The organism is Desulfovibrio aminophilus DSM 12254, from assembly GCF_000422565.1.
Lineage (GTDB): Bacteria > Desulfobacterota > Desulfovibrionia > Desulfovibrionales > Desulfovibrionaceae > Aminidesulfovibrio > Aminidesulfovibrio aminophilus.
In genome coordinates, this window is the sequence record NZ_KE383875.1 from 372,031 (window position 1) to 398,321 (window position 26,291).

The following is a 26,291-nucleotide window of genomic DNA, read 5'->3' on the forward strand; positions in this document are numbered from 1 at the left end:
TCCCCCTCCGACGGGCAGGTTGAAACAGTTGTTTATGGCGCTGAACAGCGGCTGTCAAAGGATTTCTCGGTGGGACGGCGCAGAAAGCCGACCGCCGGGGAAGCGTTTCACAGGCGGAGTTTCCGCCAGGAAACGGCGGCGCGGAGGATCCGCGCCGCCGGGACAGGCGGATCAGGACTTCTTGAAGATGATCAGGGGGCAGTTCTTGCAGACGTCGGCGCCCGGGAAGTGGTCGCCGGGACGGGTGATGGCGCCGCTGCCCAGCTCACGCTTGCGGGTCAGCAGACGTTCCACCGTGGGCGCGAGGGCCTCGCCCTGAAGCACGAAGTTGATCTCCCCGCGCTCGGTCTTGCCCGCGTTGTACGAACCCGAGCAGGCGGGCAGGAGGTTGGCGCTCTTCTCCAAATAGGAATAGACGTTGCCGCCGCAGGCCGAGGAGTTCATGGTGATGTTCGAGCGCAACGGGTGCTGGTCCATGGCCGCCATGTAGTCCACGCAGAGATGGTAGGCCTGCATGTTGTCGCAGTAGAAATGCACCGTGGACGGCGGCAGGGTGGCCTCGCCCAGGGGGCCCACGGAGACGGCCTTGAGCGCGCCCAGGGGCAGGCGGGTCTTGGAGCGCACGAAACGCTCGGCCTGCTCGGCGTCACGGCAGTACTTGAGGTGGCTCTTGATCTCGTTCTCGTCGATGTCCTTCCAGCCGAAGCCGACCAGGGCGTTGGAGCAGCCCAACGTCTCCTTGGCGCCGAGCACGGTCTGGCCCTTCATTCGCGCGGCGATCTCCCACTGGCAGAAGGTCATGGGTTTCACCGGCACGTAGAACTCGGTCTCGGCCTTGAAGCGCTCCAGTTCGGCGTCGTCGAAGAAGAAGTGCACGGCCACGGGGTAGTGATAGAGCCGCAGCTCCTCCATGAGCACGCGCTGCATGTCCTGGTACGAAAGCGTCATCGTCATCCTCCTTGTGCGTGTTTCCATGCGGCTGAAAGTTTCACTTTCCTTCAAGGCCATTGGTATGAAACAAGACAGGAGGTCAAGAAAAATCGTCCATTGTGAAAAGAAAGACGCGACATCATGCTTTTCTGCTCATTTCTCCCTTTGAACAGGATACGACATTGTGCGAAACAGAACGATTCGGCACGAAAATGATCGTTTCACGAAGTGTCACGCCGCATCAGCAACTCGTGACATCAGCATGTCGAACCACACCCCCGACTTTCGCCGGGATGGTCTTGACAGCTGGTGAAATCCGGTTTATCTGCCATCTCAACAGTCGAAGGGGAGTAGCTCTTTCGGACAAGGTCAACAATACTGGCGCCGCTTTCGGCGCTTGGCCTTGTCGTCGGTGACCTACCGATGAGCCAGACCTTCCGCGTGAGCGATCATGCTGGAGGTCTCTTTTTTTTGGAACCTCCAGCCAAAACAGACCTGGAGGCTTCCATGCGACACGACACGCTTTCCCCCATCCCCCCCACAAACGACGGATCATTCCGTACGGCTCCCGCACGCAGCGGGGCCGCGCTTTTCGCGCGCCGCTTCTTCGCCGCGCTGCTGGCGGCGGCCGTGCTCTTCGCGTCCTTCGACCATGCCGAGGCCAAGCGCCTCGGAGGCGGGCGCTCCTTCGGCGGCGGGGGCTCCTACTCCAAGCCCTACAACAAGCCCACTCCCCCGCCCAACCAACAGGGTGCGCCCACCCAACGACAGGACAACGCGGGTCAGAACCAGCAGGCCGCCCCGGGCCAGCAGGCCGGCAAGGCCGGCGGCGGGCTCTCTCGCTTCGGCGGCATCGGCGGCATGATCGGCGGCCTGCTCATGGGCGGCATGATCGGCTCGCTCCTGTTCGGCGGCGGTTTCGGCGGCGGCTTCGGCCTCCTGGAAATGCTCCTGGTGGGCGTGGGTATTTACATGCTCATGAAGTTCTTCCGCTCGCGCCGCGCGGCCCAGGAGCAGCGGACCGCGCCCATCGGCGGCGAGCGCTTCGCCTATGCCTCCGGCCCGGCCGCTTCCGACCCCGCCGACGTCCGCGACAACGCCGACGGCTGGGGTTCGTTGCGCGCGGGTTCCTCCCGGCAGGACGCGACCGTCCCCACCGGCCCGGTCATGCCCGAGGGCGTGGACGAGGCCGAGTTCATCGCCGGGGCCAAGGCCCTCTACTCCCGCCTGCAAGCGTCCTGGGACAAGCGCGACCTGGAGGACATCCGCTCCTTCACCACCCCCGAGGTCTTCGAGGAGATCGCCCGCCAGGCCCAGGAGGATCCGAATCCCGGCAAGACCGACGTGCTCATGGTCGAGGCCCGGGTGGTCGAGGTGGAACGCGAGGGGAGTCACACGGTGATGACCGTGCTCTTCGACGCCCTGCTGCGCGAGGACCAGGCCGCCTCCATGCCCGGCCAGGCCCGCGAGGTCTGGCGCATCCGCCGCGACGAGTCCTCGGCCAAGCCCGAATGGCTTCTCGACGGCATCCAGCAGCTTGAGAACTGAGTGCCCGTTCGTGACCCGGGCCGGGAAAATCCCGGTCCGGGTTTCATTCCGACGGACAACCATGATATGACGGAGCGATGATGAGCACCGCCTGGATGTGGATCGGCTTCAACCTGCTGGTTCTGGCCCTGCTGGCCCTGGACCTCGGCGTCCTGCACCGGGGCGGCCGCGAGATCGGGGTGCGCGAATCCCTGCTGCTCAGCCTGGGCTACGTGATCCTGGCCCTGGCCTTCGGCGCGGGCCTCCACCACTTCCTCGGGCCCCAGGCCGCCGCCGAGTACCTGACGGGCTATCTCATCGAGAAAAGCCTGAGCGTCGACAACATCTTCGTCTTCGTCCTCGTCTTCACGCACTTCGCCGTGCCCAAGGACTGCCGCCACCGGGTCCTGTTCTGGGGCATCCTGGGCGCCCTGGCCATGCGCGCCGCGCTCATCGTGGCTGGAGCGGCGGTCATCGCGGCCTTCCACTGGCTCATCTACGTCTTCGGGGCCTTCCTCGTGTTCACGGGCGTGAAGATGCTCATCACCGTGGGCAAGGAACCGGACCTGGCGCGCAACCCCGTGAACCGCTTCATGCGCCGCCACTTCCGCGTGACCGAGGGCTACGAAGACCGCCACTTTTTCGTCCGGCGGAACGGTGCGTTGCACATCACGCCGCTGTTCATCGTCCTGGCGCTCATCGAATTCACGGACGTGGTCTTCGCCCTGGACTCCATTCCGGCCATCTTCGCCATCACCACGGATCCGTTCCTGGTCTACACCTCCAACGTCTTCGCCATCCTCGGCCTGCGGGCGCTCTACTTCGCCCTCGAGGGGGTCATCCACCGCTTCCACTACCTCAAGTACGGGCTCTCGCTGGTGCTCGTTCTCGTGGGCGCGAAGATGCTCCTGAACGCCTGGTTCGAGGCCAAGGTCATCCCCACGGAATGGGCCCTGGGGGCCACGGCCGCGATCATCGCGGGCTCCATGCTCATCTCGCTGCTCAAGACCCGCGCCGCGCCGGAAGAGGAGGACCGCAGACAGGCGGCCCGCTGGTGGGTGCCGGGAAGCCCGGCCAAAAAGGACGGCCCGACGGCCGACGACGGCGAAACCCGCAACAACTGAATACCGGCGGCTCGACGTCGGCGACTTTATGACGACGAGGCGACACCATGGACATCGACCCCCGCGAAGAAACGAATCCGCCGCTCCAGTCTTCTCCGGACTCCGATCCCGGCCCGGCGCCGCAAGAGTGTCACACCACGCGGACGGAAGACGTGGGCCCCCTGCACGCGCGCTTCTACCGGCCCTTCCTGCTGCTCGTCTTCATCGCGGCGGTGCTCCTGTTCGGGGCGCTTCTCTGGCCGTTCCGTCACGCGGTCTTCCTGGCCGCCATCCTGGCCCTGTTGCTCAACCCCCTGCGCCAGCGCCTGGCCGCGCTGATGCGGGGATCGCGGTTCCTCACCGCGGCCCTGCTCACCATCGCAACCCTGCTCTTCATCCTCATGCCCGCCGCGCTGCTGACCACCGTCCTGGCGAACGAGGCAGGCGCGGTCATCGAGGCCGGAGTCGTCTGGTTCCAAAAGGGAGGGGTGGCCTCCCTCGTCGACTGGATCACGTCGATGCATCTCCCGGACTGGCTGCGCGACATCGTGGACAAGACGCTCGCCGACCCCCAGAAGATCAGGGACGGCCTCGCCGCCACAGCGACGCAGGCGGGCAAGGGACTGCTGGCCGCCGGCCGGGGGGTCGCCGGGCAGACCGCGAACCTTCTGTTCCAGGTGCTCATGCTGTTGCTGTTCCTGTTCTACTTCCTGGCCGAAAGGGACCGGGTGGTGGCCGGGCTGCGTCGGCTTTCCCCGTTGCGGCCCCACCAGGAACAGGAACTGGCCGGGCGGCTCAAGACCGTGATGCAGTCCATCCTCGCGGGCGGGCTGGCGGCGGGCCTGACCCAGGGCGTGGCCACCGCCGTCGGCCTGTGGATCGTCGGCGTCGACCCCTTGTTCTGGGGCATGGTCGCCGTGGCGGCCTCCCTCGTGCCCTTCGTCGGCCTGGCCCTGATCCACGTGCCCATCGTCGTCTTTCTCCTCGCCGGAGGCGCGACGGGCAAGGCGCTCTTCCTTCTCGCCTGGTGGCTGCTGGTGGTGAGCACGGTGGACAACATCGTCCGGCCGTTCTTCATCAGCGGCGGGGCACGCCTGCCCACGCTGATGATCTTCGTCTCCATCGTGGGAGGCGTCCTGCTCTTCGGCCCGCTGGGCCTGATCTACGGCCCCATTTCCATGAGCCTGTGCCTCGTGGTCTTCCAACTCTTCATCGAGGCCCAGTCGACCGAAAAACACCCCTGACGGCGGGCGTGGCTGACCTCGGGTCCGAGAACGGCCGCGCGGTTCAGGAAACGAAATGCTTCCGGGTTTCACTCCCTGGCCCGGGGCTCAAGGCCGTCCCGGGGCCTCGGCCCGGCGACGCCCGACATGCAGCCACAGACAGCCGCCCAGCATGAACGCGTCCCGAAGCATGGCGGCCTTCAGCTCTTCGGTCCCGACCGGCGCGGTTCCGTCGAGCCCAAAGCAGCCGCAGTCGGCCTCCAGACCGCCCAGAACGCCGTACCCGAGCACAGCCATGAAGAGCAAAAGCTGCCCCGCCACCAGGAACAGCGCCCCCCGCAGGTTGCAGGCCAATCCCAGCCCGCCGGCGACCTCCAAGACGGGCAGGGCGACGGACAACACCCTGGCGGTGCGCCAGGGCACCAGGCCGAAGCTGTCGATGGCCAGGGCGAACGTACCGGGATCGATCAGCTTCATGGCCCCGGCGTAAATGAAGACCAGGGCCAGGACGAACCGGATGGCGGCCAGGATGCCCCGGCCCCGAAGCATCCTGGCCGGCCGATCCGTCCAGCGGCGGAGCCGGGACGGGGGGAATCCGGTCCTCACCGGTCCGCCCGCCTGGGGGGGGATGTCCGCGCCCCGCCGTCCTGGAGGAACATGCTCCGGGCCGTTTCCCCGGAACCCTCCGTGGTCGTTGGACCATTGGCCGCCTTGTTGATTTCCGCGATGAGCCCATGAAGGCCCTGGGCCAGATCGGAGAGGTCGCGCACGGCCTGGTCGGTCTGCCGGATGCCGCCCGCGGTTTCGCTGACGATGCCGTTGATCTCCCCGACGGTGTGGCTGATCTGTTTCGTGCTCATGGACTGCTGTTCCGCGGCCGCGGCCATGGAGCCCACCTGGGCGGCGTTGGAGGTGATGACCTGGACGATTTCCTGCAGCGCGCGGCCGGCTTCGCCTGAAAGCGTGGTGCACCGGGCCACGGCAGCGACCGCGCCGTCCATCTCGCTGATGTTGCGCCGCGTGCCGTCCTGGATGGAGGAGATGGCCTGTTCGACCTCCTTGGTGGCGGTCATGGTCTTTTCCGCGAGCTTGCGCACCTCGTCGGCCACCACCGCGAATCCCCGGCCGTGATCCCCGGCCCGGGCGGCCTCGATGGCGGCGTTCAGCGCCAGCAGATTGGTCTGGTCGGCGATGTCGGCGATGACGTTCATGACCGCGCCGATGCGCTCGGCCTTGTCTCCCAGGTCGTCCAGGCTGACCTTCATCTCCGCGACCTTCCGCTGCACCTGGGTGGTGGCGTCCACCACGCTGGCCACGGTGCCCGCTCCCTGCTCGGCCTTCTTCTTGACCTCGTCCGCGGTCTGGGCCGCGTCGCCCGCATTGCGGGCCATGTCGGTCACGGTGGAATCCATCTGCCCGATGGCGCTCGTGGTTTCCGCCAGACGCTGACGCTGACTGTCCGCGCTCCGGGCGATCTGCTCGGACTGCGCGGCCAGTTCCTCGGAGGCCGTGGCCAGGCGGTCGGCGTAGTCCGTGGCCTGGGTGGCCATCTCGGTCATGGCGGTCAGCAGGCCGGACACCCGGGTCCGCTCCGATTCCGCCGCATCCTTGGCCTGGTCGGCCAGGCGGGCCTGCTGTTCGATCTCCCGGCTCTTGGCCTCGGCATCCTCGATGCTCCGCTTGAGGCTGCGCATCATGGCGCGGAAGGCGTCGGCCAGCATTCCGACCTCGTCATCGCGGCGGATGTCCACCTCGATGTCGAGCTGCCCTGCGGCGATCTTCTCCGCGCAATCCGCCAGTCGGCGCATGGGCCGCACCAACAGCCGGTTCAGGGACATCTTCTGGAACATCACGATGAGCACCGTGGCCGCCAGCAGCAAGCCCGCGCCGGAGACCATCATGGTTTTCTGGACGCGGTTCTTGAAGTCCAAGGCATCGGCCTTGGTCCGGGCGTTGGCCGCCGCCAGCTCCTGGATTTTTATCCGAATGGGCGCGGGATCGAGCCCCAGTTCCACATGACCCACCACGGTGTCGCCGAAGAGGACGGGCTTGGACAAAACCTTGCCCCCGGCGACCGGAGAGCCGGACTGAAGAGGGGCGTTCTCCAGATCCTTGAGCGGTGAACCATCGCCGTTGACGAAGCGCGCCGAAGCGATGAAGGGATTCTGCTCACGGATGGTGAGCATCCTCTTGAGCGGTTCGAAGTCGTAGTTGTTGATCAGGCCCCCCGAACCGAGCACCAGGGAATCCAGCACCGAGCCAGCGGATATCTCCTGCTGGTTCTGCATCAGCCTGCCCAGGGCCTCGTTGCGCTCCTCGAGCGTGGCCTGCGACGCCTCGATGAGCGTTTCGATGTGATTGTTGGCCATCCAGACGAGAACCAGCACGATGCCGGCCACGGAGGCCACGATGCTGACGGAATTCTTGATGGTCTGGAACAGGTTTCTCCAGGTGGCTGACGCGGGTGTCTGCATATCTGCAACCTCTTGTCGCGGAAAAGGCCCGGGGCCGGACTCGGCCCCGGGCGTCCGCAGTCTGCTGTCCAGGGACCGGCGTCAGCCCTGGAGGGCCTTGCGCACGCCGCCTTCCAGGAACAGGTAGTCCTTCTGGCCGCTGTCCTCCAGGTAGTACTGAAGCCACTGGATCTGCTTGCCCACCGCATCGAAGATGAGCAGGGTCTTGCCCTTGAATGCTCCCTTCTGCAGCAGCGGAACCATGCGCTCGAAGGGAATGCTCTTCACCCCCGCCACTCCGGGGAGCTGGTCCTTGCGCTGCATCGGGTCGCGAATGTCGATGACCTCGGCTCCCGAGGCGGCCTTGGCCTTGAAGGCGGCGAAATCCACCGTGTGGTCCTTGAGCTGCGCCTTGGTGATCAGCTTGGACGGGTCCGCGGGAGTCTTCCCGAGCAGGGTGGTGTCTTCGGCGTGCTCGGCGGCCCACTCCGGAATGCCCGCGTCGTAGACGAAGACATTGATGAAGCCGGCGTCCTTGGCCGCCCGGCAGGCTTCATACGACTTGGCGCAGGTCACTCCGTTGCAGTAGAAGGCCAGCTTCTTTCCGTCGGACTTGCCTCTGGCCTTCTCCAACTGGGCCAAAAAGTCCTTCTGGGAAATCGGGATGTGCTTGGACCCGTTGACGTGAATGACCTCGTATTCCTCGATCGAGCGGACGTCGACGACCACGGACTGGCCCGCCTTGCCCCAGGCGTACAGGTCGGCCGTTGTGACCGGAGTCAGCTCCTTGAACTCGGGCTTCTCGCGCAACGGGAATTCAGCGGCCCAGGCCGCGGCTGCGAAAAAAAACACCAAGAGGCACAGGACAATGCATTTTCTCATCGTGACCTCCACATGGTTGTTGGCGCCTCCCCGCAACGGGGGGGCTCTGTCCCGTTCCTTCGCCTGAACGGCCCTGCCGCCCGACCCGCGAAATGAGACTCACGGCGGGAAGTCGCGGGTCGGCGGGCCCATTGCCGGGCCTTCCAAGAGACATGCCAACCGACCGGGAACGGCAACCAGCTTGAATCGTTTGATTCTATCCGCGAAAAATCCTGGCGGCCGCCAACCCGAGTTGGCAGGCTGCCAACCATTTCGTTTGCGGGCCGCGGCGCGGATCCGGTTCCCGAATGACGATGCGCGTGTCGGCGTCGGTGGGGTTCAGGCCCTCGCCTGAATTGGAAGTGGCGGAACGGAGGCGGAGAGTCAGCCGGACAGCCCGGCGATGTCCTTTTCCATCTTTTCGCGCAGCGGGCCGATCACGGCCTCGTTGCCCATGGCCATGTCCAGCTGGCGGGTGTGGATGACCACGTAGCCGAGCACGGCCACGCGATCCAGGGTGGCGGCCTTGTCCAGGCCTTCCAGACGGGCGAAGAGCGCATCCTCCCGCACCTCAACCCGGAAGTCCCGCTCCTCCAGGAGCCCGGCCACGAGCAGAGCGCGGCTCCGGCGACGCGGCAGGTCCGCGGCCCCGCCCTTGAACTGGAAGCTGACGTAATTTTCCTGGGGATCGTCCCCGGCCTGGGCCTCCACGGTGCAGAAGTGGAACCCGAAGCGGGACTGAAGATTGCAAAAATCCCTGGAGATCATGAAGTAATTTTTGACCGCGAAGGCGCTGGCCACGGTCGGCTCCAGCTCCGGGTTGCTGGCCGCGCCCGCCACCACGGCGAGGAAGCCCCGGGCGTCGGCCGCCGGGGGCCCGGCCCAGGGCACGGCGGTCATGCCTCGCCAGAGAGCGCGCATGGGCCCGGAGGCGATGCGCGTGATGTCCACGAAGCGGCCTTCCACCGGACCGTCGAAGCCGTCTTCAAGATCAATGACCCAATACTTGAGCTTGCTCTTGCCGCAGGTGAGCTGCTTGCTGAAGCCCTCCAGCCCCGCCTGTTCGCCCTCCAGGAACATCTCGCGCACGCTCTTTTCGTGGCAGAAACGGGTGATGTCGTGCAGGGTCCGGCAGTTCTCGGGCGTGAATTCCGGCGCGTCGGGGTCGATGAGGTTCAGGGGCACGACGTGGGCGCAGGCCCCGGCCAGGGCGGCATGCACCGGGCTGCCCTCCATGAGGTTGCGCGGGGCCGGACGCAGGGCCAGCAACTCCTCGGCCCGGCCCGGATGCACGCGGCGGTTGTCCGCGTCCACCGTGACCTCGCCCGCGCCGTCCAGGGCCTCCAGCGCTCCCGCCACGCCGAGCAGAGCCGGAACGCCATACTCGCGGGCCACGTTGGCCAGGTGTCCGGCCGCGCTGCCCGCCTCGCAGACCACGGCCGCGGTCCGCGAGAGCAACGGGGCCCAGCGTGGATGGGCCTGGGCCGCCACGAGCACCGCGCCGTCCGGGAAGCGCAGGGCGTCGGCGTCCTTGCGCACCGCGAAGGCCGCGCCGCAGCCCACGCCCGGGGCCGCCGTGGTCCCGCCGGAGAGGAGCACGGGCAAGCCCGAGTCCGAAGGCGCGGCCTCCTCCCTCCGTCCGCTCTCGTGCAGGGGGCGGCTCTGCAGCAACACGATCCCGCCGTCCGGGGCCAAGGCGAACTCGATGTCCTGGGGCAGGCCGTAGAACTCCTCCATGTCCGCCGCCAGGGCCGCCACCCCCAGAACCTGGGCCTCGGTGAGCGAGGGCGCTCCGGCCTCTTCGGGCGGCACGTCCACCAGGGCGATGCCCTGGGCCGGATCGCAGACGTACTTGGTGGGCTTGCGGGCCACCTCGGCGCGCGCCAGACGCATGGGCTCCCCGCGCTCGACCATGAACACGTCCGGGTCGAAGCTGCCGTCCACCACGGCCTTGGGCAGACCATGCACGGCGTTGACCACCACGGCCCCGCCCCGGATGTCCAGGGGGTCGCGGCTGTAGGCCACGCCCCCGGCCTCGGCCCCGACCATGGCCATGCAGCCCACGCACATGGCCACGTCCTCGTCCGGGATGCCGCGCGTGAGCCGGTAGGTCATGGCCGTGAGGCCGTACTTGCTGGCCACGATCTCCTTGTACGTCTCCAAAATCTCGTCGCCGGGCACGTTCAGCTCGGACTGGTACTGTCCGGCGAAGGAGGCCCCCAGGGCGTCCTCGCCCACGGCGCTGCTGCGCAGGGCCACGCGCACCCCCTCCCCGGCCTGGACCTCCAAGCTCCGGTAAGCCTCCAAGATGGCCCGTTTCAGGTCGCCGGGCAGGGGCGCGGCCAGGATCAATCCCTGGAGCGCGGAGGACAGGGCGAACAGCTCGTCCAGACGGGAGGCGTCGGCGGTCTGGATGCGGCGGTCGATCTCGGCCTGGAGGTCGGAGGCCTCCATGAAGCGGCGGTAGCCGGAGGCCGTGACCGCGAAACCCGGAGGGATGCGCCGACCCAGGCGGCGGACGATCTCGCCCAGACTGGCCATCTTGCCGCCCACCTCGTCGGCCAGGTCCACCCCGGCCTCGGCCAGGGGCAGGACCAGGGGACCGGCGACGCCGCCGGAGTGGGGCTCCACGTGCGGGGCGATGGCGGCCTGGATCTCCTTGAGGCGCTCGAACAGGGCGTCGTAGCGCCCGTTGGCGAGAATCGAAAGCTGGCGGACGATCTGAAAGACATTGGCGGCCGCACGGGCGCACTGGCCGCGCACGAAGGTCATGCCGAAGGGCTTCTGGCCGCGCAGGGCCTCTTCCATGGAGGCCATGACGTCCAGGGCCGCGTTGTTGGCGGCCAGAAGACGACGGAAGCTCTCGCAACGGCCCCGGTACTCGGCGCGCAGGGCCTCCAGACGGGCGGGAGACGGCGGTTCGGGCCGCGAGCCGCGCAGGAGGTTGCCCAATGCCCGGAAAATGCCCGCCATGCCGGATCTCCGTCGGTCAGGTCAGCTTGCCGGATTTCTTCGCCGCGTCCTGGATCTTGAAGATGAGGTCGTTGATGGCCACGGGCTTGAGCAGATAATCGAAGGCCCCCAGCTCCATGCCCTCCACGGCCACCTCCATGTTGGCGTGGCCGGTGAGCAGGATCACCTCGATGTCCGGGGCCATTGCCTTGAGGCGGCGAAGGGTCTCGATGCCGCCCATACCCGGCATGCGCACATCCAGCACCACCACGTCCACGGGGATCCTGGCCAGGGCCTCCAGGGCCGCCTCGCCGGTGGAGGCCGTGGTCACCTGGAAATTGCGCCGATCCAGGCGCTTGGTCATCAGCTCCAAAAACTCCGTCTCGTCGTCCACCAGAAGAATATGCATGCGCTCCGCCTCCCGGGACGGGAAGGATTCCGTCTTTTCGGGCATCATAGACAAAAGGAGGGCGCGGCGTCCAGCCGCCGGAGGAAGGATCGGGGGATGGCGGGGCGTCAGCCCTGGCCGTTTCGCCGTCGCGCGAGCCCGGGGGCGTCCGAGCGGGCCACGAGAAATCCAGGCGCCAGGTCGATATTGAGGTCCACCTCGGCATGGGCCGCCTCGGGCCCCACCTTTTCCGCCACCAGATCGCCGACCACCTTGCCGGTTTTGTCCAGAAGCAGGAGCCGGTCGCCGTCATGCACGCCGTGGACGGAGCCCAGGCCGAAAATGATCTTCCAGGACTCCTTGTCGCGGGCCATCCGATAGATGGGGCCCAGCCCGGCGGCCTGTTTGCGGCCGTCCTCGCGGTTGGAGAGCAGGAAGGAAACCCCGAGGCAACCGAGGCCCAGGGGCAGAAGAGAGAGAAAGACCCAGAAGGGTCGGATGCCCAGCCGCCGTTCGCAGAAGCTCGGCAGGTCCAGCCGCAGGGCCTCGGCGTCCGAGAACAGCCGCACCTGATAGATGGTGGCGTCCTCGTCCGGGCTGCCGCCCTTGGGCATGACCCGCAGGAGGAACTCCCCCCCGGCCGCGCCCCGGCCCACGGTCAGTTCGCCGCGCCAGATACGGCCCTGCAGTTCCAGCAGCCGAACCTCGGCGTCATGGGTGCCGAGGCTGGTGTCCAGGTAGGTGGAGGCTTTTTCGGGATCGAAGTCGCGGATTTCCGCCAAGTCCTCGGGGGAGACGCTCAATTTGCCGCCGATGGCGATGGTCTGCCCGGCGGCGGCCCGGAAGAGCGTGTCCGAGCCGAAACCGCCGCGAAGGGTGTCGGCCGCGGCGAAGATGACCAGGAGAAAGATGCCGATGGCCAGCTTGTGGAAGACACTCCTCACGAAGCGGATCCGCCTTCCTCGTCGCCCGCCGGTTCACCGCGGCCGAAGCGCTTGATGAAGTGGCGGCAGACCAGGACAGTGACGATCGCCATGGGCACGTAGGTGCGCATGAAGATGGAGGTCAGGTGCAGCCGGTCGCCATGGGCTATGTAGAAGGTCAGGCAGAGCTCCAGAAGCAGGAGCACGTCCATGACCACGATGACGACCCGCTGGCGGGGGTTGATGCTTCCGATGCTGCTCATGCCTGCTCTCCTCTTGGGAGGGCCGGGCCGCCCGCCGGCGGTTGGAGGGGCGGGCGGCCCGGCAAGGGCTGGGGTTGGGGCGTGTTGACTACTTCTTCTTGCTCAGGTCCTGCTTGGTCACGTTCATGACCTTCACGGCGTGGTACTTGTCGTTGTCGGACGTGTAGGCGATGCGCAGGATGTCGCCCGGCTCGGGCGGGATGCCGATCTTGGCCTCGGACACGTCGAAGACCGTGACGGTGCCCGTGGGGGTGCCGTACTTGTTCTCCGGCGTGAAGTTGATGTCGTATTCCTCGATCTTGATGGTCTTGGCGGCCTTGTCGTTCTCGATGCACTTGCCTTGGGCCACCATGCCGGCCCAGGCGGCGGCGCACAGCAGAACCGTCAAGGCGAAGGCCGCTATGGAGGTCACAAACAGTCTCTTCATGGTGTCACTCCCGGTGCCTCGGCGCTCAGGCCGCGCTGTTATTGGCGTTTCTCTTTTCCCGCAGCTCGTTGGCCGCTCCGCTGATCATGACCCTCATGATCACGATGCAGATCACGGAGATGGCGCCGAGAATGATCACGGCCGAGGCGGCGTTGAACTTGAACTGCTTGAGGATGATCGAAATCATGCAACAGAGCACGGCGCAGCCGAAGACGACGCGAATGCCGTAGCCCTTGGCGTACTTGGTGGCGATGGTGCCGATCTGGGCGCCCACGGCCGCGCCGGTGAGCATGACGAACACCGCGACCATCTCGATGCGGCCCTTCAGGGCATAGGTGAACGCGCCGTACAGGCCGGAGATCATGACCTCGAAGAGGTCCGTGCCCACGGAGATGTGGGTCGGGCAGCCGATGAGGTAGATCAGGGCGGGCATGCGGAACAGGCCGCCGCCGATGCCCAGAAAGCCGGCCAGGATGCCGGTGACCAGGCTGACCAGGATGGGCAGCCAGAACGAGCAGGTGATGCCCGCGGCCTTGAAGTGCATCATGGGCGGGATGTTGATCTTATGCATGGTCTTGTACCAGGTGATGCCCTCGGTGCCGTGCTCGCCGGTGATGCCCTTCTTCTTCTTGTTCACGGCCTTGGCGTAGTCGTAGAAGACTATCCAGGCGATGAGCAGGAGCAGAAACACGTAGGCCCAGCGGACCACGGAGCCGAGGTTGCCGAGACGCTCCAGGTGCATGACGATCTGGGCGCCGATTTCGATGCCGATCATGGTGCCGGCCAGCATGACGAAGCCGAGCTTATAGTCCACGTTGCCGAACTTCGAGTGGCGCACCGTGGAGATCATGGACTTGCCCGCGATGTGGGCCATGTCCGTTCCGATGGCGAAGGCCATGGGGAAACCCAGGATGTTCAGGCCCGGGGTCACCATCCAGGCGCCCGCCATGCCGAAGAAGCCGCCGATGACGCCCACGGCGAACCCGATGAGAACAAGTCCGGGCCAGAAGATGTTCACGCCCGCGATGGGCATGTGCATATACAACCATTCCATGCTGTGCACTCCTTGCGTTGGGCGTGTCGAACTAGTGTTCCACGATGCTGCGCTTGGTCAGGTCCAAACCACAACGCGAGATTATGAAGTCCATCAGGAATCCCAGGAAACCACCATAACCTGCGGTGAGGACCACCGCCCAGATGGCGTTAAGCAGCATATTCATGTTGTAGAGGTCCGCGAAGTAGTGCAGAACCACGTTCTTCACGACCCGCGTGTCCGCCACGACCACGAGTTCGGAAGCGCCTCCACCGGCGGCCCAGACGAGCTGGGGCAGCACGGCCAGCAATGCCAGAATCAGGGGAAGAACCTTCGCCGTTCTCGTCAGCATCACAAACCCTCCAGTGTTTCCATCCATTCCCTTTCAAACCAGTGCCGGGAGTCGTCCCGACGCTCCCTCCAGGCTCCGGGGAGGGAGAACCGGGAAAAAATCCCCGGGCGGTGGCCCTGCCTGAACTCGCAACAAAGCAACCTCCATGCCAAAGACAGGACCGCGCAACAGAACCCTAACCGACTGAAATACAAAAAAATTTATTTATATTGACTTTGGCGAGGATTTGCGAGAATCGTGACCAGGCTTGTGAAAAATAACACGCTAGATCAAGGCCGGAACCTTCGCTCGGAGATCGCAATGACCGGACCGCTCTTTGCCGGAACGTTACGTCAACTGTTCGCCAATCTGAGCATCCGGGCCAAACTTCTGGTCACGGTAATCCCTTCCGTGGTCCTCATTCTGGCCGTCACTGGCTACGCAACATATAGAATTTCAAGCAGTTTCATCGAAACAGCCCTGGAGCGGACCGTCCGGGTGCAAAACATGGCCACAGCCCACGCCTTGACCCGGCGCCTGGATCAATGTCGCACGGCTCTCCTGCTGTTCTCGCAAGAAAACCTCTCCCCGGGCACCATGCGGGAGTTTCTCGCAAAGGAAATGACCCTCGGCGCGCCGATGTTCCGTGAATTCGCCTTCCTGCCCGCGCACAACGGCCCGTCCATCTTCCTCCTGGTCCAGGACGGCCAGATTCTTCGGGTTCCCCCGGAGCGGCTGCGGGAAATCCGCCCCAATCCGATCCTCTCGGTGGAAAAAGCCGCCTCGCTGGAACACGGGGAGGTCTGGATCTCCCCCGTCGTGACGACGGAGTACCCGGCCATAGGCGAAGGAGACACGGCCAAGCGGACGGCCTCCCCGGTGATCCGCCTGGTGACGCCCTGCGACGCCGGGCCCGCGGGAAAGGGGCTGCTGGTCCTCTCCCTGGACGCCCGCGACTTGCGCAACCTGCTTTCACTCTACAACTCCTCAAAGTCGCCGCTCTGGGCCTTCACCCGCAGCGGGGAACTGCGCTACCACTTCCTGCTGGACACGGACGGCTGGATACTCCTCCAGTCCAGCGACCCGGACCGGGCCGACGACGATCTGGCAACATATCTGGCAAGATCCGGATACGAGGGAACCCTGGGCCGGGCCCATCTGCCCATGGCTTTCCGCCCCAACGAAGTCTACCACCAGTTCTGGACCATGGTGGCTGATCTGCGCGACGGCAAGAGCGGCGGTTACATCGGGGAAAACGGTGGCGGAGATTTCTCGGGATCGCGCACCTTCTTCATGGCCTATGCGCCGATCTACTTCACACCGGTCCAGGGCGAGCCCCCCCAGATATACGCCGGACTGGCCTTCCTCGACCACAGCAAGCTCACCCTGGCGGCGGGCTACAAGCATCTGGACGTGATGTTCCTCATCACCCTGCTGACCATCGCGGCGGTGGCGGGCATGGTCTTCTTCCTGGCCAAGGCAGTGACCTCCCCGATCCTGCGCCTGGCCAAGGCCGTGGGCGAGGCCGACCTCACCGGCGGGATTCAGGAGATCGACCTGCCTTCCTCGGGCTACGAGACCAACCTCCTCAAGCGGGCGGTGAACAAGATGCTCGCGGCCCTGCGGCTGCAACTGGAGGAGATCCGCATCCGCGATCAGGCCATCCACAACCAGAGTCTGAACCAGCGAGTCATCGAGGATGAGGACGCGCCGGAGCCTGGCGACGGCCAGAATCCCATCCCCGGCATCCTGGGCGCCGGGCCCAAGATCGAGGAACTGCGCTCGGACATCCTCAAGGCCGCGCGCGTGGATGTGGACGTGCTCATCATCGGCGAGACCGGCACGGGCAAGCAGCTGGCGGCCGAGGCCATCCACAACCTGAGCTCCCGAACCGACAAGCCGTTCATCTCCATCAACTGCGGAGCCCTGGACGAAAATCTGCTCCTGGACACCCTCTTCGGCCACGTCAAAGGGGCCTTCACCGAGGCCAAGACCGACCGCAAGGGCGCATTCCTGGAAGCCGACGGCGGCACCCTCTTCCTGGACGAGATCCAGTCCGCATCGCCCAAGGTCCAGCAGGCGCTGCTGCGCTCCGTGGCCATGCGAAAGATCAAGCCGTTGGGCAGCGACCAGGAGCTGGACGTGGACGTGCGACTCGTGGCCGCCACCAACGCCGACCTCACCGAACTCATCGAAAGAAGGCTGTTCCGCGAGGATCTCTACTTCCGGCTCAAGGTCATCACCCTGCACACCCCGGCCCTGCGCGAACACAAGGAGAGCATCCCGATCCTGGCCCGGGCCTATCTGCGCCAGGCCGAGACCCTGGTGAACAAGCAGGGCCTGGCCCTCTCCCGGGGCGCCCTGGAGAAGATGAAGAATTACAACTGGCCGGGCAACATCCGCGAACTCATCAACTGCATCACCCGGGCGGCGGTCATGGCCGAGGGCGACCTGATCCTGGCCGAGGACGTGCGCCTGGAGGGCGACGGGCGCGGTCAGCCTTCCGGCGACGGCTCCTCGCGGCTCCTGGCCGCGCGGCCTCCGGCGCAGCCCGGCATGGCGGGCGAATCCCGGCCGGCGCCCGGCCCGGTCCCGCCTTCCAGGCCTCTGGAAAGCTACGTGCCCGAAGGGGTGCGCCTCAGTTCACGCCAGCTCAGGGTTCTGCCGCTCATCGTGACCCGGGGCGAGGTGACCCGCAACGACTACCAGGAGCTGGCCGGAGGCGGCCTGCCGTCGCGCACGGCCATCTACGACCTTCAGGATCTGGTCAAAAAGGGCGTACTCCTGCGCGAGGGACGCGGCCCGGCCACGCGATACGTCCTGGCGCGGAGCCGGGAGTAGGGGGCGATCATGCTGCGTCGACTCTTCAAGCGCAAGAAGCGGGATCCGCAACTGGCGGCGGGTCTGTTCAAGGCCAAGTACTCCCAGTTCAAGGCCCTGCTGGAATCCAACTCCGAGCTGCTCCAGCTGCTCACGGACCTGGAGCAGAAGCTGCGCGGGGACACCGTCTTCGGCATGGCCTACGTCCGGTCGCAGGCGTCGCGCATCGTCTTTCACGCCGTGCGCATGGCGAACAATTTCGACAAGCTCTCCTCCGGCCGTCTGCCCGCCCTGCGCGAGGTGGTCCGGCGCCTGAGCGGCGAGATCGCCTCCCTGGCCGAAATCAAACACCACGAAACGGCGGCGGCCTACATCCTGCCCTACCCGGCCATCTCCCGCGACCTGGTGGACAGCGTCGGCGGCAAGAACGCCAACCTGGGCGAGATCGCCGGCCGGGCCGGGCTACCCATCCCGGACGGCTTCGCCATCACCACGGCGGGCTACGAGGCTTTCGTACGTCACGGCGGCTTTCTGGACGAGGTCAAACGCCTGGAGCTGGAGGTGGACCCGGCCGACCCCGAAACCATGGTCACGGCCAGCGAGGGCATCCAGCGCCTGTTCCTCACGGCCGACGCTCCCGAAGACCTCTCCGAGGCCATACTCTCGGCCTACGCCGACCTCTGCGTCCGCCGCGGCGCGGGCCCCGAGGGTCTGCCCATCTCCATGCGCAGCAGCGCCATCGGCGAGGACTCCGAGCTGTCCTTCGCCGGGCAGTACCTGAGCGTGCTCAACGTGCGGCCCGACCGCATCCTGGACAACTACCGTCGCATCCTGGCCAGCCTGTTCACCCCCCGAGCCATCGCCTACCGGCTGCACAAGGGCATCCCGGACGAGGACATCGCCATGAGCGTCGCCTGCCTGGAGATGGTCGAGGCCAAGGCCAGCGGCGTCATGTACTCCCGCCACCCTTTCGATCTGCTGGACGAGAACGTGCTCATCAACGCGGTCTGGGGTCTTGGGCCCTACGCCGTGGACGGGGTCGTGACCCCGGACGTCTACCGATTCACCAGGGAGGACGAGCCCAGGCCGCTGGAGACGCGCGTGGCGGTCAAGGACCGCCGTCTGGTGGCCCGGCCCGGCGGCGTCCTGGAGGACGAGCGCGTCCCCGAGGAGGAGGCTTCCCGCCCCTGTCTGGACGAGGAGCAGGCCCGGCTCCTGGCCTCCTACGCCGTGCGCCTGGAGCGCCACTATCACTGCCCGCAGGACATCGAATGGGCCCTGAACACCGAGGGCAGGCTCGTGCTGCTCCAGGCCCGCCCCCTGCGCGCCGAGGCCGGAAGCGGCCCGCGTCCCACAACCGGACCGGTCCCCGGCCGCGAGATCCTGCTCGAGGGCGGCGACGCGGCCTGCCCGGGCGTCGGCGCGGGCCCGGTGCGCCACGTCTGGCCGGACAGCGACCTGACGACCTTTCCCGAAGGCGCGGTGCTCGTGGCCGAGCATTCCTCGCCCAAGTACGCCCTGATCCTCCCGCGCATCCAGGCCGTGGTCACCAACGCGGGCAGCGTCACCGGCCACATGGCCTCCCTGGCCCGAGAATACGGCGTGCCCTCCCTGCTGAACACCCGTACGGCCACGGACGTGCTCAAGGAGGGCGAAATCGTCACCGTGGACGCCTTCTCCGGCCGGATCTACCGGGGCGAGGTGCCGGAGCTGCTCCGGCTGCGCCAGGACAAGGGCCGGTTCATGAAGGACACCCCGGTCTACGAAATCCTCCGCCGTCTGGGCGAACTGGTGACGCCGCTGTATCTCACCGACCCTCGTTCGCCGGATTTCAGGCCCGAGAAGTGCCGCACCGTGCATGACCTCATGCGCCTGATCCACGAGCTGTCCTACGGCGAGATGTTCGCCATCAGCGACCTGGCCGCCGACCACGGCACCTTCGCGGTCAAGCTGACGGCTCCCCTGCCCCTGGACCTCTACCTCATCGACCTGGGCGGGGGCCTGGCCGAAGCTCCGGGCTGGACCCGGCGCGTGCGGCCGGAGCAGGTCACCTCCGCGCCGTTCAAGGCGCTGCTGGCCGGCATGCTCCTGCCCGAGCTGCGCCACGCCGAGCCCAGGCCCGTGGACATGAAGGGCTTCTTCTCGGTCATGAGCCAGCAGATGCTGACCAACCCCGAGGGAGCCGAACGCTTCGGAGACAAGAGCTACGCGCTCATCTCGGACAAGTACCTGAATTTCAGCTCCCGGGTGGGCTACCACTACAGCGTGCTTGACGCCTATTGCGGCCTGACCATGAACAAGAACTACATCAGCTTCCAGTTCAAGGGCGGGGCCGCCGACGACGTGCGCAAGAACCGCAGGGTGCGGTCCATCGCGCGCATCCTGGAGGAGCACGACTTCAACGTGGAGGTGGCCGGGGACCGGGTGGTGGCGCGCTTCCAGAAGTACGACGCCGAGGCCACGGCCGCGCGCCTGGACATGCTCGGCCGCCTGCTCATCTTCACCCGCCAGATGGACATGCTCATGATCGACGAGGGGAGCGTGCGGCGCGTCTCGCAATGTTTCCTGGACGGGGACTACCACTACGAGGGCAATGGCGCGTCCGGCGCCCGCGACGGGGAGAACGGCTAGCGGCAGCCGAGAAAGGTCGCGTAGCCGCCGCTTCTGCCCAGGCCCGCCCGGCGGATGTCCGGGTCGAGCAGATTCTCGTCGTGGCCCGGCGAGTCCCGCCAACCCTCGAACTGCCGTTCCGGCGAGGGGTCCGGCAGGCGCAGGCCCACGTTCTCCACGCAGTGGTTGGAGTCCGCGCGGGCGAAACGCTCGTCGAAGCCGTCGTGGGAGAGCTTTCCCCCCCGTTCCATGCCCCGGCTGTGGGACAGGGCCAGACGGTCCAGGACCGCGTCGCGGTGGAGCGCGGCCAGGCCGTGTTCCTGGCGGTAGGCGTTGATCCGCGCCAGCAGCTCGTCCTCGAAGCCTCCCGCCATGGACGGCGCGGTCGTCGCCAGGACCGCCAGAACGGCCGCCAGGACGGCCGCCCGACGGATCATCCCGGCAGCCCCAGCTTGGGCGCCAGTGCGGCCCAGACCTCTTCCGGCCGGATTTCGGTCATGCAGCGATGGTGCCCCTCGGGGCAGCGCTTGTGGCCATGCAACCCGCAGGGACGGCAGGAAAGGTCGCGCTCCAGCACCGTGGAGCCCTCCCCGCGCGGAAAGAAGCCCAGAGACCGCGTGGTGGGTCCGAAGAGGGCCGCCAGGGGCACGTCCTGGACCCAGGCCAGGTGCATGGGGCCGGAATCGTTGGTCAGATAGGCCGAGAGCCGTCCGATGACCGCCGCCAGCTCGGGCAGGGAGAGCGCTCCGGCAAGACTCGCGGTGCGCCGCCGGGCCGGATCACCGGCCCCGTCCAGCACGGCCCGGGCCACCCCCTCCTCGCCGGGTCCGGCCAGGAGCAGGATGCGCGCCCCGGCCGAGGCGGCCAGGTCGAGCACGCGGCTGAAATGTCCCACGGGCCAGCACTTGGTGGGCCAGGTGGAGCCGGGATGCACGCCGAGCACCGGGCCCTCGCCCTCGGGCAGGCCCGTCTCCCATATGGCGCGGGCCCGCTCCAGGGCGAGGGCGGGCAGGACCAGCCGGGCCGCTGGGGCCTCCAGGCCGACGCCCAAGGGGCCCAGCAGGGCCATGAGCCGCTCCACCTCCGCCAGTTCGTCGAAGCGGCGGCTCACCGTCTCGGTGTAGGCCAGCCGGTTGAACCAGGGGGCGTCGTAGCCGATGCGTCGGGGGATTCCCGAGGAGGCGGCCACCAGGGCGCTGCGGGCGCTGGAGTGCGCCGAGAGCCAGAGGTCGAAGCCCTGGGACTTCAGGTCGCGACCGAACCTCCAGGCGGCGGCCAGGCCCTTCTCGGAGCCGCGCTTGTCGAAGCCGTGGATTCCGGTCAGCTCGGGCTGGGCCGCGAACAGGCCCTCCAGGCCGGCCCGGACGAAGAGATGAATGGCGGCCTCGGGAAAACGGGCGCGCAAGGCGGCGATGAGCGGCAGGGTGAGCACCGCGTCGCCCAGAAAAGCGGTCTGCCAGACCCCGATCTTGCGCGGATCGGCGATCACGGCTTGATCTCCCGGGCCGTCGCCGGTATTCCAGGAACAGCGGAGGAACCCATGAAGTATATCCTGTTCGAGGATTTCGCCGGTGAGCCGGTACCCGTCATCTTCCCCAACCGCATCGATTTCATGGAATTCAGGGAGCAGATGCCTTACGCCAAGGTGCTCGCGGCGGGATACGTGCAGCTTCGCGGCCAGGCCTTCGCCTGTCACGGCGAATCCAAGAGCCTCGGCATCCGCTCCCGGCCCGGGGACGCCGCGATCATTCAGGAAAGATTCACCAACCCGGAAACCTGACCGGGACCGTCCGAGGACGGTCCCGGCCCGGCCGGAATCAGTTGTACTTGACGGCGCTCACCCGCATGAGGGTGTCCCAGTTGTGGATGGCCTCGATGTAGCGGATGGTGCCGGTCTTGCCGCGCATGACCAGGGAGTGGGTCTCGGCGCCGTGGCCGGTGTAGCGCACGCCCTTGAGGAATGTGCCGCCGGAGATGCCCGTGGCGGCGAAGAAGAGATCCTCGCTCTTGACCAGGTCGGCCACGGTGTAGATGCGCCGGATGTCCATGCCGGACTCGGCCAGGCCGTTCTTCTCGCCCTGCTTCTGGGGATCCAGCTTGGCGAACATCTCGCCGCCCATGATGCGGATGGCGATGGCCGAGAGCACACCCTCGGGGGTGCCGCCGGTGCCCATCATCACGTCCACCTCGCTGCGCGGGTCGATGGCCATGAGCGAACCGGCCACGTCGCCGTCGGTATGCAGTTGGATGCGCGCCCCCGCCTCGCGGATCTCGCCGATGAGCTTCTTGTGCCGGGGCTTGTCCAGAGCGAAGACAACCAGGTCGTCCACGTCCTTGCCCAGGGCCTTGGCGATCTTGCGCAGGTTCTCGCCCACCGGGGCCTCGATGTCCACCACGGACTTGGCCTCCGAAGGCACGACGAGCTTCTGCATGTAGAAACTCGGACCGGGATCGAACATGCTCCCGGCCGGGGCCACGCCGACCACGGAGATGGCGTTGGGCCGACCGTAGGCCAGGAGGTTCGTTCCCTCCACCGGGTCCACGGCCACGTCCACGGCCAAGCCGCCGCTGCCCACCCGTTCGCCGTTGTAGAGTCTGGGAGCCTCGTCCTTCTCGCCCTCGCCGATGACCACGCGGCCGTCGATGTCCAGGGTTTCGAAGGACAGGCGCATGGCGTCCACGGCGGCCTGGTCGCCGGCTTCCTTGTCGCCCTTGCCGAGCCAGCGGGCCGAAGCCAGGGCCGCGGCCTCGGTCACGCGCACCAGATCAAGCGCCAAATTTCTCTGCGGGGCTTCCATGTATCGCACTCCTCGTTGTCAGCCGTTAGGGGCGGCGTCCTCGCGACCGGGGCGCCTCCGTGCCTGGTCTAGAAGAAACGTTCGCGGATCAGCTTCGCCACGTTCTCCGGGGTGAATCCGTACTTTTTCGCCAATTCCCCGGCCGGGGCCGACTCACCGAAGTGGTTCAGCCCGATGGCCAGGCCGTCGCAGCCCAAGTATTTGAACCAGCAGTCCGTGCGCCCGGCCTCCACTGAGGCGCGTTTGCCCACGGACGGCGGCAGCACGGACTTCCTGTACTCCGCGCTTTGTTCATCGAACAGGGCCTGGCAGACCATGTTCACCACCCGGATATTGCGGCCGGGCAGGAGCTTCACGGCCTCCAGGGCCAGGGAGACCTCCGAGCCCGAGGCCAGGAGCAGCAGTTCGGGTTCGCCCTCGCAGTCGGCCAGCACGTAGCCGCCCCGGCGCGCGCCGTCCTTCACCGCCGGGTAGACGGCCGGGTCGAGCACGGGCAGGCCCTGGCGGGTCAGGAACAGGCAGGAGGGCCGCTTCTCCTCGCGCAAGGCCAGCTCCAGGCAGAGCGCGGTCTCGCCCGCGTCGGCCGGGCGGAAGTCCAGCACGTCCGGGATGAGCCGCAGCGAGGCCACATGCTCCACGGGCTGGTGCGTGGGGCCGTCCTCGCCCAGGTGGAAGGAGTCGTGGGTGAAGACGTAGAGCACCGGCAGCTTCTGCAGGGCCGACATGCGGATCGCGTTGCGGCAGTAGTCCGAGAAGGTCAGGAACGTGGCCCCGAAGGGGATCGGCCCGCCGTGCAGGGCCATGCCGTTGAGAATGGCGGCCATGGGGAACTCGCGCACGCCGAAGGACATCGAACGCTTGTCCAGGCCGTCCTCGCCGAACACGCCGAAGGCCGCCCGGAACTTGGCGGTCTGGTTCGAGGGGTCGAGGTCGGCCGAACCGCCCATGAGGAAGGGCAGCCTGGGCGCGATGTGGTCCAGACACTTGCCCCAGGCCTGGCGGGTGGCCAGCTTGGCCCCGGGCTCGAAGCCGGGCCAGTCCAGGGCCAAGTCCGCGCGCGGGCCCGTGGCCGCCTTCCAAAGCGCGGCGAAGTCCGCGTCGTCGGCCAGGCGACCCTTGAGGTTCTCGCGCCAGAGCCGGGCGTTCTCGCGCAGGCCGTCGAAGCGGGCCCGGAAGTGGGCCGCCACGTCGGCGGGCACGTGGAAAGTCTCGTTCTCGGGCAGGCCCATCTTCTTCTTGGTGGCCGCGATCTCCTCCGGCGGCAGGGGCTCGCCGTGGGTGCCGTGGTCGCCCTCGCGGGTGGCCGCGCCCTTGGCCATGACCGTGTGCCCGATGATGAGCGTGGGCCGGGAGGTTTCCAGGCGGGCGTCCCGCACGGCCTCGCGGATGGCCGCGCGGTCGTGGCCGTCCACCTCGATGACCTGCCAGCGGAAGGCCTCGAAGATCTTGCGGTAGTCCGCGCAATCGGCGCGCTTGGTGGGACCGGCCAACTGGACCTTGTTGGAGTCGTAGAAGACGATCAGCCGGGACAGGCCCCAGAGGCCGGCCAGGGAGGCCGCGCCCAGGGCCACGGGCTCCTGCAGGTCGCCGTCCGAGGCCAGAACGTAGGTGAAGTGGTCCACGGCGTCCGCGCCCAGGCGAGCGCCCAGATGGGCCTCCGCCGCGGCCATGCCCACGGACATGGCCAGACCCTGGCCCAGGGGACCGGTGGTGGCCTCCACGCCGGGAGTCATGTCATGCTCCGGGTGACCCGGGGTGCGGCTGCCCATCTGGCGGAAGGCCTTCAGGTCGTCCAGGGTGATGAACCCGGCGAGGTGCAGCAGGGAATAGAGCAGCGCGGACTCGTGACCGGCCGAGAGCACGAAGCGGTCGCGGTTGAACCAACGCGCGTCGTCCGGGTCGAAGTTCAGGAACTCGCTGAAGAGCACGGTGGCGAAGTCGGCCGAGGACATGGCTCCGCCGGGGTGGCCGGAATTGGCCGCCCGCACGGTGTCCATGACCAGGGCGCGGATGACGTCGACTGTTTTCTGATCCAGGCTTTCGTCGCGCATGGGGTTCTATCTCCGGTCGAAGAGCTCGATGAGGTCCAGACGGCGCTGGTGCCGCTCACCGGCGAAAGATGTTTCCAGGAAGGTCTGGACCATGGACCAGGCCAAGCCCTGGCCGACGACCCGCTCACCCAGGCAGAGGATGTTGGCGTCGTTGTGCTCGCGGGCCATGCGGGCCATGAACTCGTTGGTGCACAGGGCCGCGCGCACCCCCGCGAAACGGTTGGCCGCGATGGACATGCCCAGGCCCGTGCCGCAGATGAGGACGCCCAGGCAGTCGGCCGCCAGCACCCGTTCGGCGGCCTTGGCCGCGTAGGGCGGATAGTCGCAGCTCCGGGCGCAGTCCGGGCCCAGGTCTTCCACCTCGTGCCCCGCCGCGGCCAGCTGATTCTTGAGAAATTCCTTGAGCTGGAACCCGCCGTGGTCCGAGGCCATGACGATGTGCATGCAGCGCTCCCTGAATCAGTAGTTGTCTTCGCGCCGGGCGGCCTTCTCCCGGCGGCGCTCCTCGTGCCGCGCGGCGATGCCCGCGCGAACCCGCCTGAGTTCCTCCGCCAGGAAGGCGGCCTGAACCCGGGCCAGGTCCGCGTCCGGACTCCCCTCGCCGCGCGCGCACTCCTCATCCAGGCGCTTCTCCAGGCTCCGCGCCTCCAGGCGGCGCAGGGCCGTGCCCAGGGCGAAGGAGGATTCCTCCCGAAGGAGCCCGAGCCCCTCCAGGAACACGGACAGCGGGCCGTCGCCGCTCATCTCGGAGCCTCCCCGGCGGGAGCCGCCGGATTGCCGCCGCCGTTGGTCCCGTCCATCTCCAGAACGCGGGGGGCTTCCTCGCGGTCCAGGCGGCGGATCTCGGTGCCGTCCGGCAGGGGCAGCCCCAGGGCGTCCTGCGGCCACGGCTGGAGCTTAAGCTCTCGGGACTTGATGCGCAAGACGCCCTTCTCCTCATCCGGCAGATCCAGGGTCAGGATGGAGCACAGGGGTGTCCCGTTTCCGTCTGGCGCGTAGCTTTCGAAGGTGATGAGCCAGGTCTCGTTCTCGCGCTTCGTCCCGTCCTCGCGGGGGGGACGGGTGAGCGGGCCGGACATGGACTGGGGCTGGCCCATGAAGTCCAGGACCAGCCGGTGCACGCGTCCCCGGGAGAAGCGATACTCGAAGCCCGAGCCCGGGATTTCGCGCACGGAGTCATAGATCGGGGAGACCAGGGGACTGAAGTCGCCGCTGACCAGATGAGCCAAGTCGCGCAGGGCGAAGGGAAAAGGCAGGCCCAGACGCTGGGCGCCGACGACCGGATCCCAATGTTTGTAGGCCGTGCGGCGATCCGGGTAGAAGGCCAGCAGACCTTCGGAGGACTCGCGGATGAAGGCCAGACTCGTGCCCACCCCGGACTGAACATCCAGTCGCAGGGGCGAGTTCAGGTCGCCGAAGAAGAGCATGACCGTGCGGTTGGTCTTGGTGCGCGGCTTGGGCGCGGTGTAGGTGAAGCTGCCGCGCAAAAGCAACGCGGGCGGCGGTTTGGGCGCCAGAAAATGGCCCCGGAACTCGACGAAGGCCTGCCGAGCCGGGTCCGCGCCCGGGTCGAGCACGGGCTTGGGCATGCAACCCGC

General features: G+C 67.1%; 24 protein-coding genes. 6 read left to right on the plus strand and 18 right to left on the minus strand.

Features of this window, described 5'->3' with window-relative positions; all coding sequences use genetic code 11:
- Positions 1–171: 171 nt before the first annotated feature.
- Entirely contained in the window at positions 172–948 is a 777-nt protein-coding gene (locus H587_RS0114225; RefSeq protein WP_027176818.1) for a DUF169 domain-containing protein, read from the minus strand.
- 489 nt (positions 949–1,437) lie between these two features.
- Between H587_RS0114225 and H587_RS0114230 the strand changes: the two genes are divergently transcribed.
- From H587_RS0114230 to H587_RS18870, 3 genes are all read left to right on the plus strand, one after another.
- Complete coding sequence (locus tag H587_RS0114230; protein WP_051202908.1) at positions 1,438–2,478, plus strand: Tim44 domain-containing protein; 1,041 nt, start codon at positions 1,438–1,440, stop codon at positions 2,476–2,478.
- A gap of 80 nt (positions 2,479–2,558) precedes the next feature.
- Positions 2,559–3,581 (plus strand): TerC family protein, encoded by a 1,023-nt coding sequence (locus H587_RS0114235; protein ID WP_034609547.1) that lies wholly within the window; start codon positions 2,559–2,561, stop codon positions 3,579–3,581.
- A gap of 47 nt (positions 3,582–3,628) precedes the next feature.
- Positions 3,629–4,804: an AI-2E family transporter gene (locus H587_RS18870; protein WP_084630807.1), complete on the plus strand. Its 1,176-nt coding sequence runs from the start codon at positions 3,629–3,631 to the stop codon at positions 4,802–4,804.
- 87 nt (positions 4,805–4,891) lie between these two features.
- Here H587_RS18870 and H587_RS18875 read toward each other — a convergent pair whose 3' ends face one another.
- From H587_RS18875 to H587_RS0114290, 10 genes are all read right to left on the minus strand, one after another.
- Positions 4,892–5,332: a MauE/DoxX family redox-associated membrane protein gene (locus H587_RS18875; RefSeq protein WP_034609451.1), complete on the minus strand. Its 441-nt coding sequence runs from the start codon at positions 5,330–5,332 to the stop codon at positions 4,892–4,894.
- Between the two features lie 53 nt (positions 5,333–5,385).
- Positions 5,386–7,257: a methyl-accepting chemotaxis protein gene (locus H587_RS19870; protein WP_051202913.1), complete on the minus strand. Its 1,872-nt coding sequence runs from the start codon at positions 7,255–7,257 to the stop codon at positions 5,386–5,388.
- A gap of 81 nt (positions 7,258–7,338) precedes the next feature.
- Entirely contained in the window at positions 7,339–8,118 is a 780-nt protein-coding gene (locus H587_RS18885; protein ID WP_156904566.1) for a rhodanese-like domain-containing protein, read from the minus strand.
- A 363-nt stretch (positions 8,119–8,481) separates the two neighbouring features.
- Positions 8,482–11,070 (minus strand): PEP/pyruvate-binding domain-containing protein, encoded by a 2,589-nt coding sequence (locus tag H587_RS0114260; RefSeq protein WP_027176821.1) that lies wholly within the window; start codon positions 11,068–11,070, stop codon positions 8,482–8,484.
- 16 nt (positions 11,071–11,086) lie between these two features.
- The gene (locus tag H587_RS0114265; protein ID WP_027176822.1) at positions 11,087–11,458 is read right to left on the minus strand and encodes a response regulator; all 372 of its coding nucleotides are present in this window, start codon (positions 11,456–11,458) and stop codon (positions 11,087–11,089) included.
- Between the two features lie 107 nt (positions 11,459–11,565).
- Positions 11,566–12,381: a hypothetical protein gene (locus H587_RS0114270; RefSeq protein WP_027176823.1), complete on the minus strand. Its 816-nt coding sequence runs from the start codon at positions 12,379–12,381 to the stop codon at positions 11,566–11,568.
- Positions 12,378–12,623: a hypothetical protein gene (locus tag H587_RS18890; protein ID WP_051202918.1), complete on the minus strand. Its 246-nt coding sequence runs from the start codon at positions 12,621–12,623 to the stop codon at positions 12,378–12,380. The genes H587_RS0114270 and H587_RS18890 overlap by 4 nt, the downstream gene beginning before the upstream one ends.
- Positions 12,624–12,711: 88 nt before the next feature.
- Positions 12,712–13,050, minus strand: a complete 339-nt coding sequence (locus H587_RS0114280) for a hypothetical protein (RefSeq protein WP_027176824.1) — start codon at positions 13,048–13,050, stop codon at positions 12,712–12,714.
- A gap of 25 nt (positions 13,051–13,075) precedes the next feature.
- Complete coding sequence (locus H587_RS0114285; RefSeq protein ID WP_027176825.1) at positions 13,076–14,104, minus strand: sulfite exporter TauE/SafE family protein; 1,029 nt, start codon at positions 14,102–14,104, stop codon at positions 13,076–13,078.
- A gap of 31 nt (positions 14,105–14,135) precedes the next feature.
- Positions 14,136–14,435, minus strand: a complete 300-nt coding sequence (locus H587_RS0114290; RefSeq protein WP_027176826.1) for a DVU0150 family protein — start codon at positions 14,433–14,435, stop codon at positions 14,136–14,138.
- A gap of 300 nt (positions 14,436–14,735) precedes the next feature.
- Here H587_RS0114290 and H587_RS0114295 point away from each other — a divergent pair, with 300 nt between their 5' ends.
- Both H587_RS0114295 and H587_RS18895 read left to right on the plus strand, forming a co-directional pair.
- Positions 14,736–17,255 carry a sigma 54-interacting transcriptional regulator gene (locus tag H587_RS0114295; protein ID WP_034609453.1) on the plus strand — a complete coding sequence of 840 codons (2,520 nt, stop codon included), beginning with the start codon at positions 14,736–14,738 and terminating at the stop codon, positions 17,253–17,255.
- A gap of 9 nt (positions 17,256–17,264) precedes the next feature.
- Complete coding sequence (locus tag H587_RS18895) at positions 17,265–19,865, plus strand: PEP/pyruvate-binding domain-containing protein (RefSeq protein ID WP_034609455.1); 2,601 nt, start codon at positions 17,265–17,267, stop codon at positions 19,863–19,865.
- Here the strand turns inward: H587_RS18895 and H587_RS18900 are convergent.
- Together H587_RS18900 and H587_RS0114310 are read right to left on the minus strand one after the other, a co-directional pair.
- Positions 19,862–20,281, minus strand: a complete 420-nt coding sequence (locus H587_RS18900) for a CAP domain-containing protein (protein WP_051202920.1) — start codon at positions 20,279–20,281, stop codon at positions 19,862–19,864. The genes H587_RS18895 and H587_RS18900 overlap by 4 nt on opposite strands.
- The gene (locus H587_RS0114310; protein WP_027176828.1) at positions 20,278–21,330 is read right to left on the minus strand and encodes a glycosyltransferase family 9 protein; all 1,053 of its coding nucleotides are present in this window, start codon (positions 21,328–21,330) and stop codon (positions 20,278–20,280) included. The genes H587_RS18900 and H587_RS0114310 overlap by 4 nt, the downstream gene beginning before the upstream one ends.
- Before the next feature lie 54 nt (positions 21,331–21,384).
- Here H587_RS0114310 and H587_RS0114315 point away from each other — a divergent pair, with 54 nt between their 5' ends.
- Positions 21,385–21,624 (plus strand): hypothetical protein, encoded by a 240-nt coding sequence (locus H587_RS0114315; RefSeq protein WP_027176829.1) that lies wholly within the window; start codon positions 21,385–21,387, stop codon positions 21,622–21,624.
- A gap of 37 nt (positions 21,625–21,661) precedes the next feature.
- Here H587_RS0114315 and glpX read toward each other — a convergent pair whose 3' ends face one another.
- The 5 genes from glpX to H587_RS18905 form a co-directional block, all read right to left on the minus strand.
- Complete coding sequence (glpX, locus tag H587_RS0114320) at positions 21,662–22,642, minus strand: class II fructose-bisphosphatase (RefSeq protein WP_027176830.1); 981 nt, start codon at positions 22,640–22,642, stop codon at positions 21,662–21,664.
- Between the two features lie 68 nt (positions 22,643–22,710).
- Positions 22,711–24,693, minus strand: a complete 1,983-nt coding sequence (tkt, locus tag H587_RS0114325) for a transketolase (protein WP_027176831.1) — start codon at positions 24,691–24,693, stop codon at positions 22,711–22,713.
- 6 nt (positions 24,694–24,699) lie between these two features.
- Positions 24,700–25,137: a ribose 5-phosphate isomerase B gene (gene rpiB, locus H587_RS0114330; protein ID WP_027176832.1), complete on the minus strand. Its 438-nt coding sequence runs from the start codon at positions 25,135–25,137 to the stop codon at positions 24,700–24,702.
- Between the two features lie 15 nt (positions 25,138–25,152).
- The gene (locus H587_RS0114335) at positions 25,153–25,437 is read right to left on the minus strand and encodes a hypothetical protein (protein ID WP_027176833.1); all 285 of its coding nucleotides are present in this window, start codon (positions 25,435–25,437) and stop codon (positions 25,153–25,155) included.
- Positions 25,434–26,282 carry a hypothetical protein gene (locus tag H587_RS18905; protein ID WP_156904567.1) on the minus strand — a complete coding sequence of 283 codons (849 nt, stop codon included), beginning with the start codon at positions 26,280–26,282 and terminating at the stop codon, positions 25,434–25,436. The genes H587_RS0114335 and H587_RS18905 overlap by 4 nt, the downstream gene beginning before the upstream one ends.
- Between the last annotated feature and the right edge of the window lie 9 nt (positions 26,283–26,291).

Coding starts and splice junctions, on each gene's coding strand:
- H587_RS0114225 (WP_027176818.1), bottom strand. CDS start 948: ATGACGCTTTCGTACCAGGACATGCAGCGCGTGCTCATGGAGGAGCTG.
- H587_RS0114230 (WP_051202908.1), top strand. CDS start 1,438: ATGCGACACGACACGCTTTCCCCCATCCCCCCCACAAACGACGGATCA.
- H587_RS0114235 (WP_034609547.1), top strand. CDS start 2,559: ATGAGCACCGCCTGGATGTGGATCGGCTTCAACCTGCTGGTTCTGGCC.
- H587_RS18870 (WP_084630807.1), top strand. CDS start 3,629: ATGGACATCGACCCCCGCGAAGAAACGAATCCGCCGCTCCAGTCTTCT.
- H587_RS18875 (WP_034609451.1), bottom strand. CDS start 5,332: ATGCTTCGGGGCCGGGGCATCCTGGCCGCCATCCGGTTCGTCCTGGCC.
- H587_RS19870 (WP_051202913.1), bottom strand. CDS start 7,257: ATGCAGACACCCGCGTCAGCCACCTGGAGAAACCTGTTCCAGACCATC.
- H587_RS18885 (WP_156904566.1), bottom strand. CDS start 8,118: ATGAGAAAATGCATTGTCCTGTGCCTCTTGGTGTTTTTTTTCGCAGCC.
- H587_RS0114260 (WP_027176821.1), bottom strand. CDS start 11,070: ATGGCGGGCATTTTCCGGGCATTGGGCAACCTCCTGCGCGGCTCGCGG.
- H587_RS0114265 (WP_027176822.1), bottom strand. CDS start 11,458: ATGCATATTCTTCTGGTGGACGACGAGACGGAGTTTTTGGAGCTGATG.
- H587_RS18890 (WP_051202918.1), bottom strand. CDS start 12,623: ATGAGCAGCATCGGAAGCATCAACCCCCGCCAGCGGGTCGTCATCGTG.
- H587_RS0114280 (WP_027176824.1), bottom strand. CDS start 13,050: ATGAAGAGACTGTTTGTGACCTCCATAGCGGCCTTCGCCTTGACGGTT.
- H587_RS0114285 (WP_027176825.1), bottom strand. CDS start 14,104: ATGGAATGGTTGTATATGCACATGCCCATCGCGGGCGTGAACATCTTC.
- H587_RS0114290 (WP_027176826.1), bottom strand. CDS start 14,435: ATGCTGACGAGAACGGCGAAGGTTCTTCCCCTGATTCTGGCATTGCTG.
- H587_RS0114295 (WP_034609453.1), top strand. CDS start 14,736: ATGACCGGACCGCTCTTTGCCGGAACGTTACGTCAACTGTTCGCCAAT.
- H587_RS18895 (WP_034609455.1), top strand. CDS start 17,265: ATGCTGCGTCGACTCTTCAAGCGCAAGAAGCGGGATCCGCAACTGGCG.
- H587_RS18900 (WP_051202920.1), bottom strand. CDS start 20,281: ATGATCCGTCGGGCGGCCGTCCTGGCGGCCGTTCTGGCGGTCCTGGCG.
- H587_RS0114315 (WP_027176829.1), top strand. CDS start 21,385: ATGAAGTATATCCTGTTCGAGGATTTCGCCGGTGAGCCGGTACCCGTC.
- glpX (WP_027176830.1), bottom strand. CDS start 22,642: ATGGAAGCCCCGCAGAGAAATTTGGCGCTTGATCTGGTGCGCGTGACC.
- tkt (WP_027176831.1), bottom strand. CDS start 24,693: ATGCGCGACGAAAGCCTGGATCAGAAAACAGTCGACGTCATCCGCGCC.
- rpiB (WP_027176832.1), bottom strand. CDS start 25,137: ATGCACATCGTCATGGCCTCGGACCACGGCGGGTTCCAGCTCAAGGAA.
- H587_RS0114335 (WP_027176833.1), bottom strand. CDS start 25,437: ATGAGCGGCGACGGCCCGCTGTCCGTGTTCCTGGAGGGGCTCGGGCTC.
- H587_RS18905 (WP_156904567.1), bottom strand. CDS start 26,282: ATGCCCAAGCCCGTGCTCGACCCGGGCGCGGACCCGGCTCGGCAGGCC.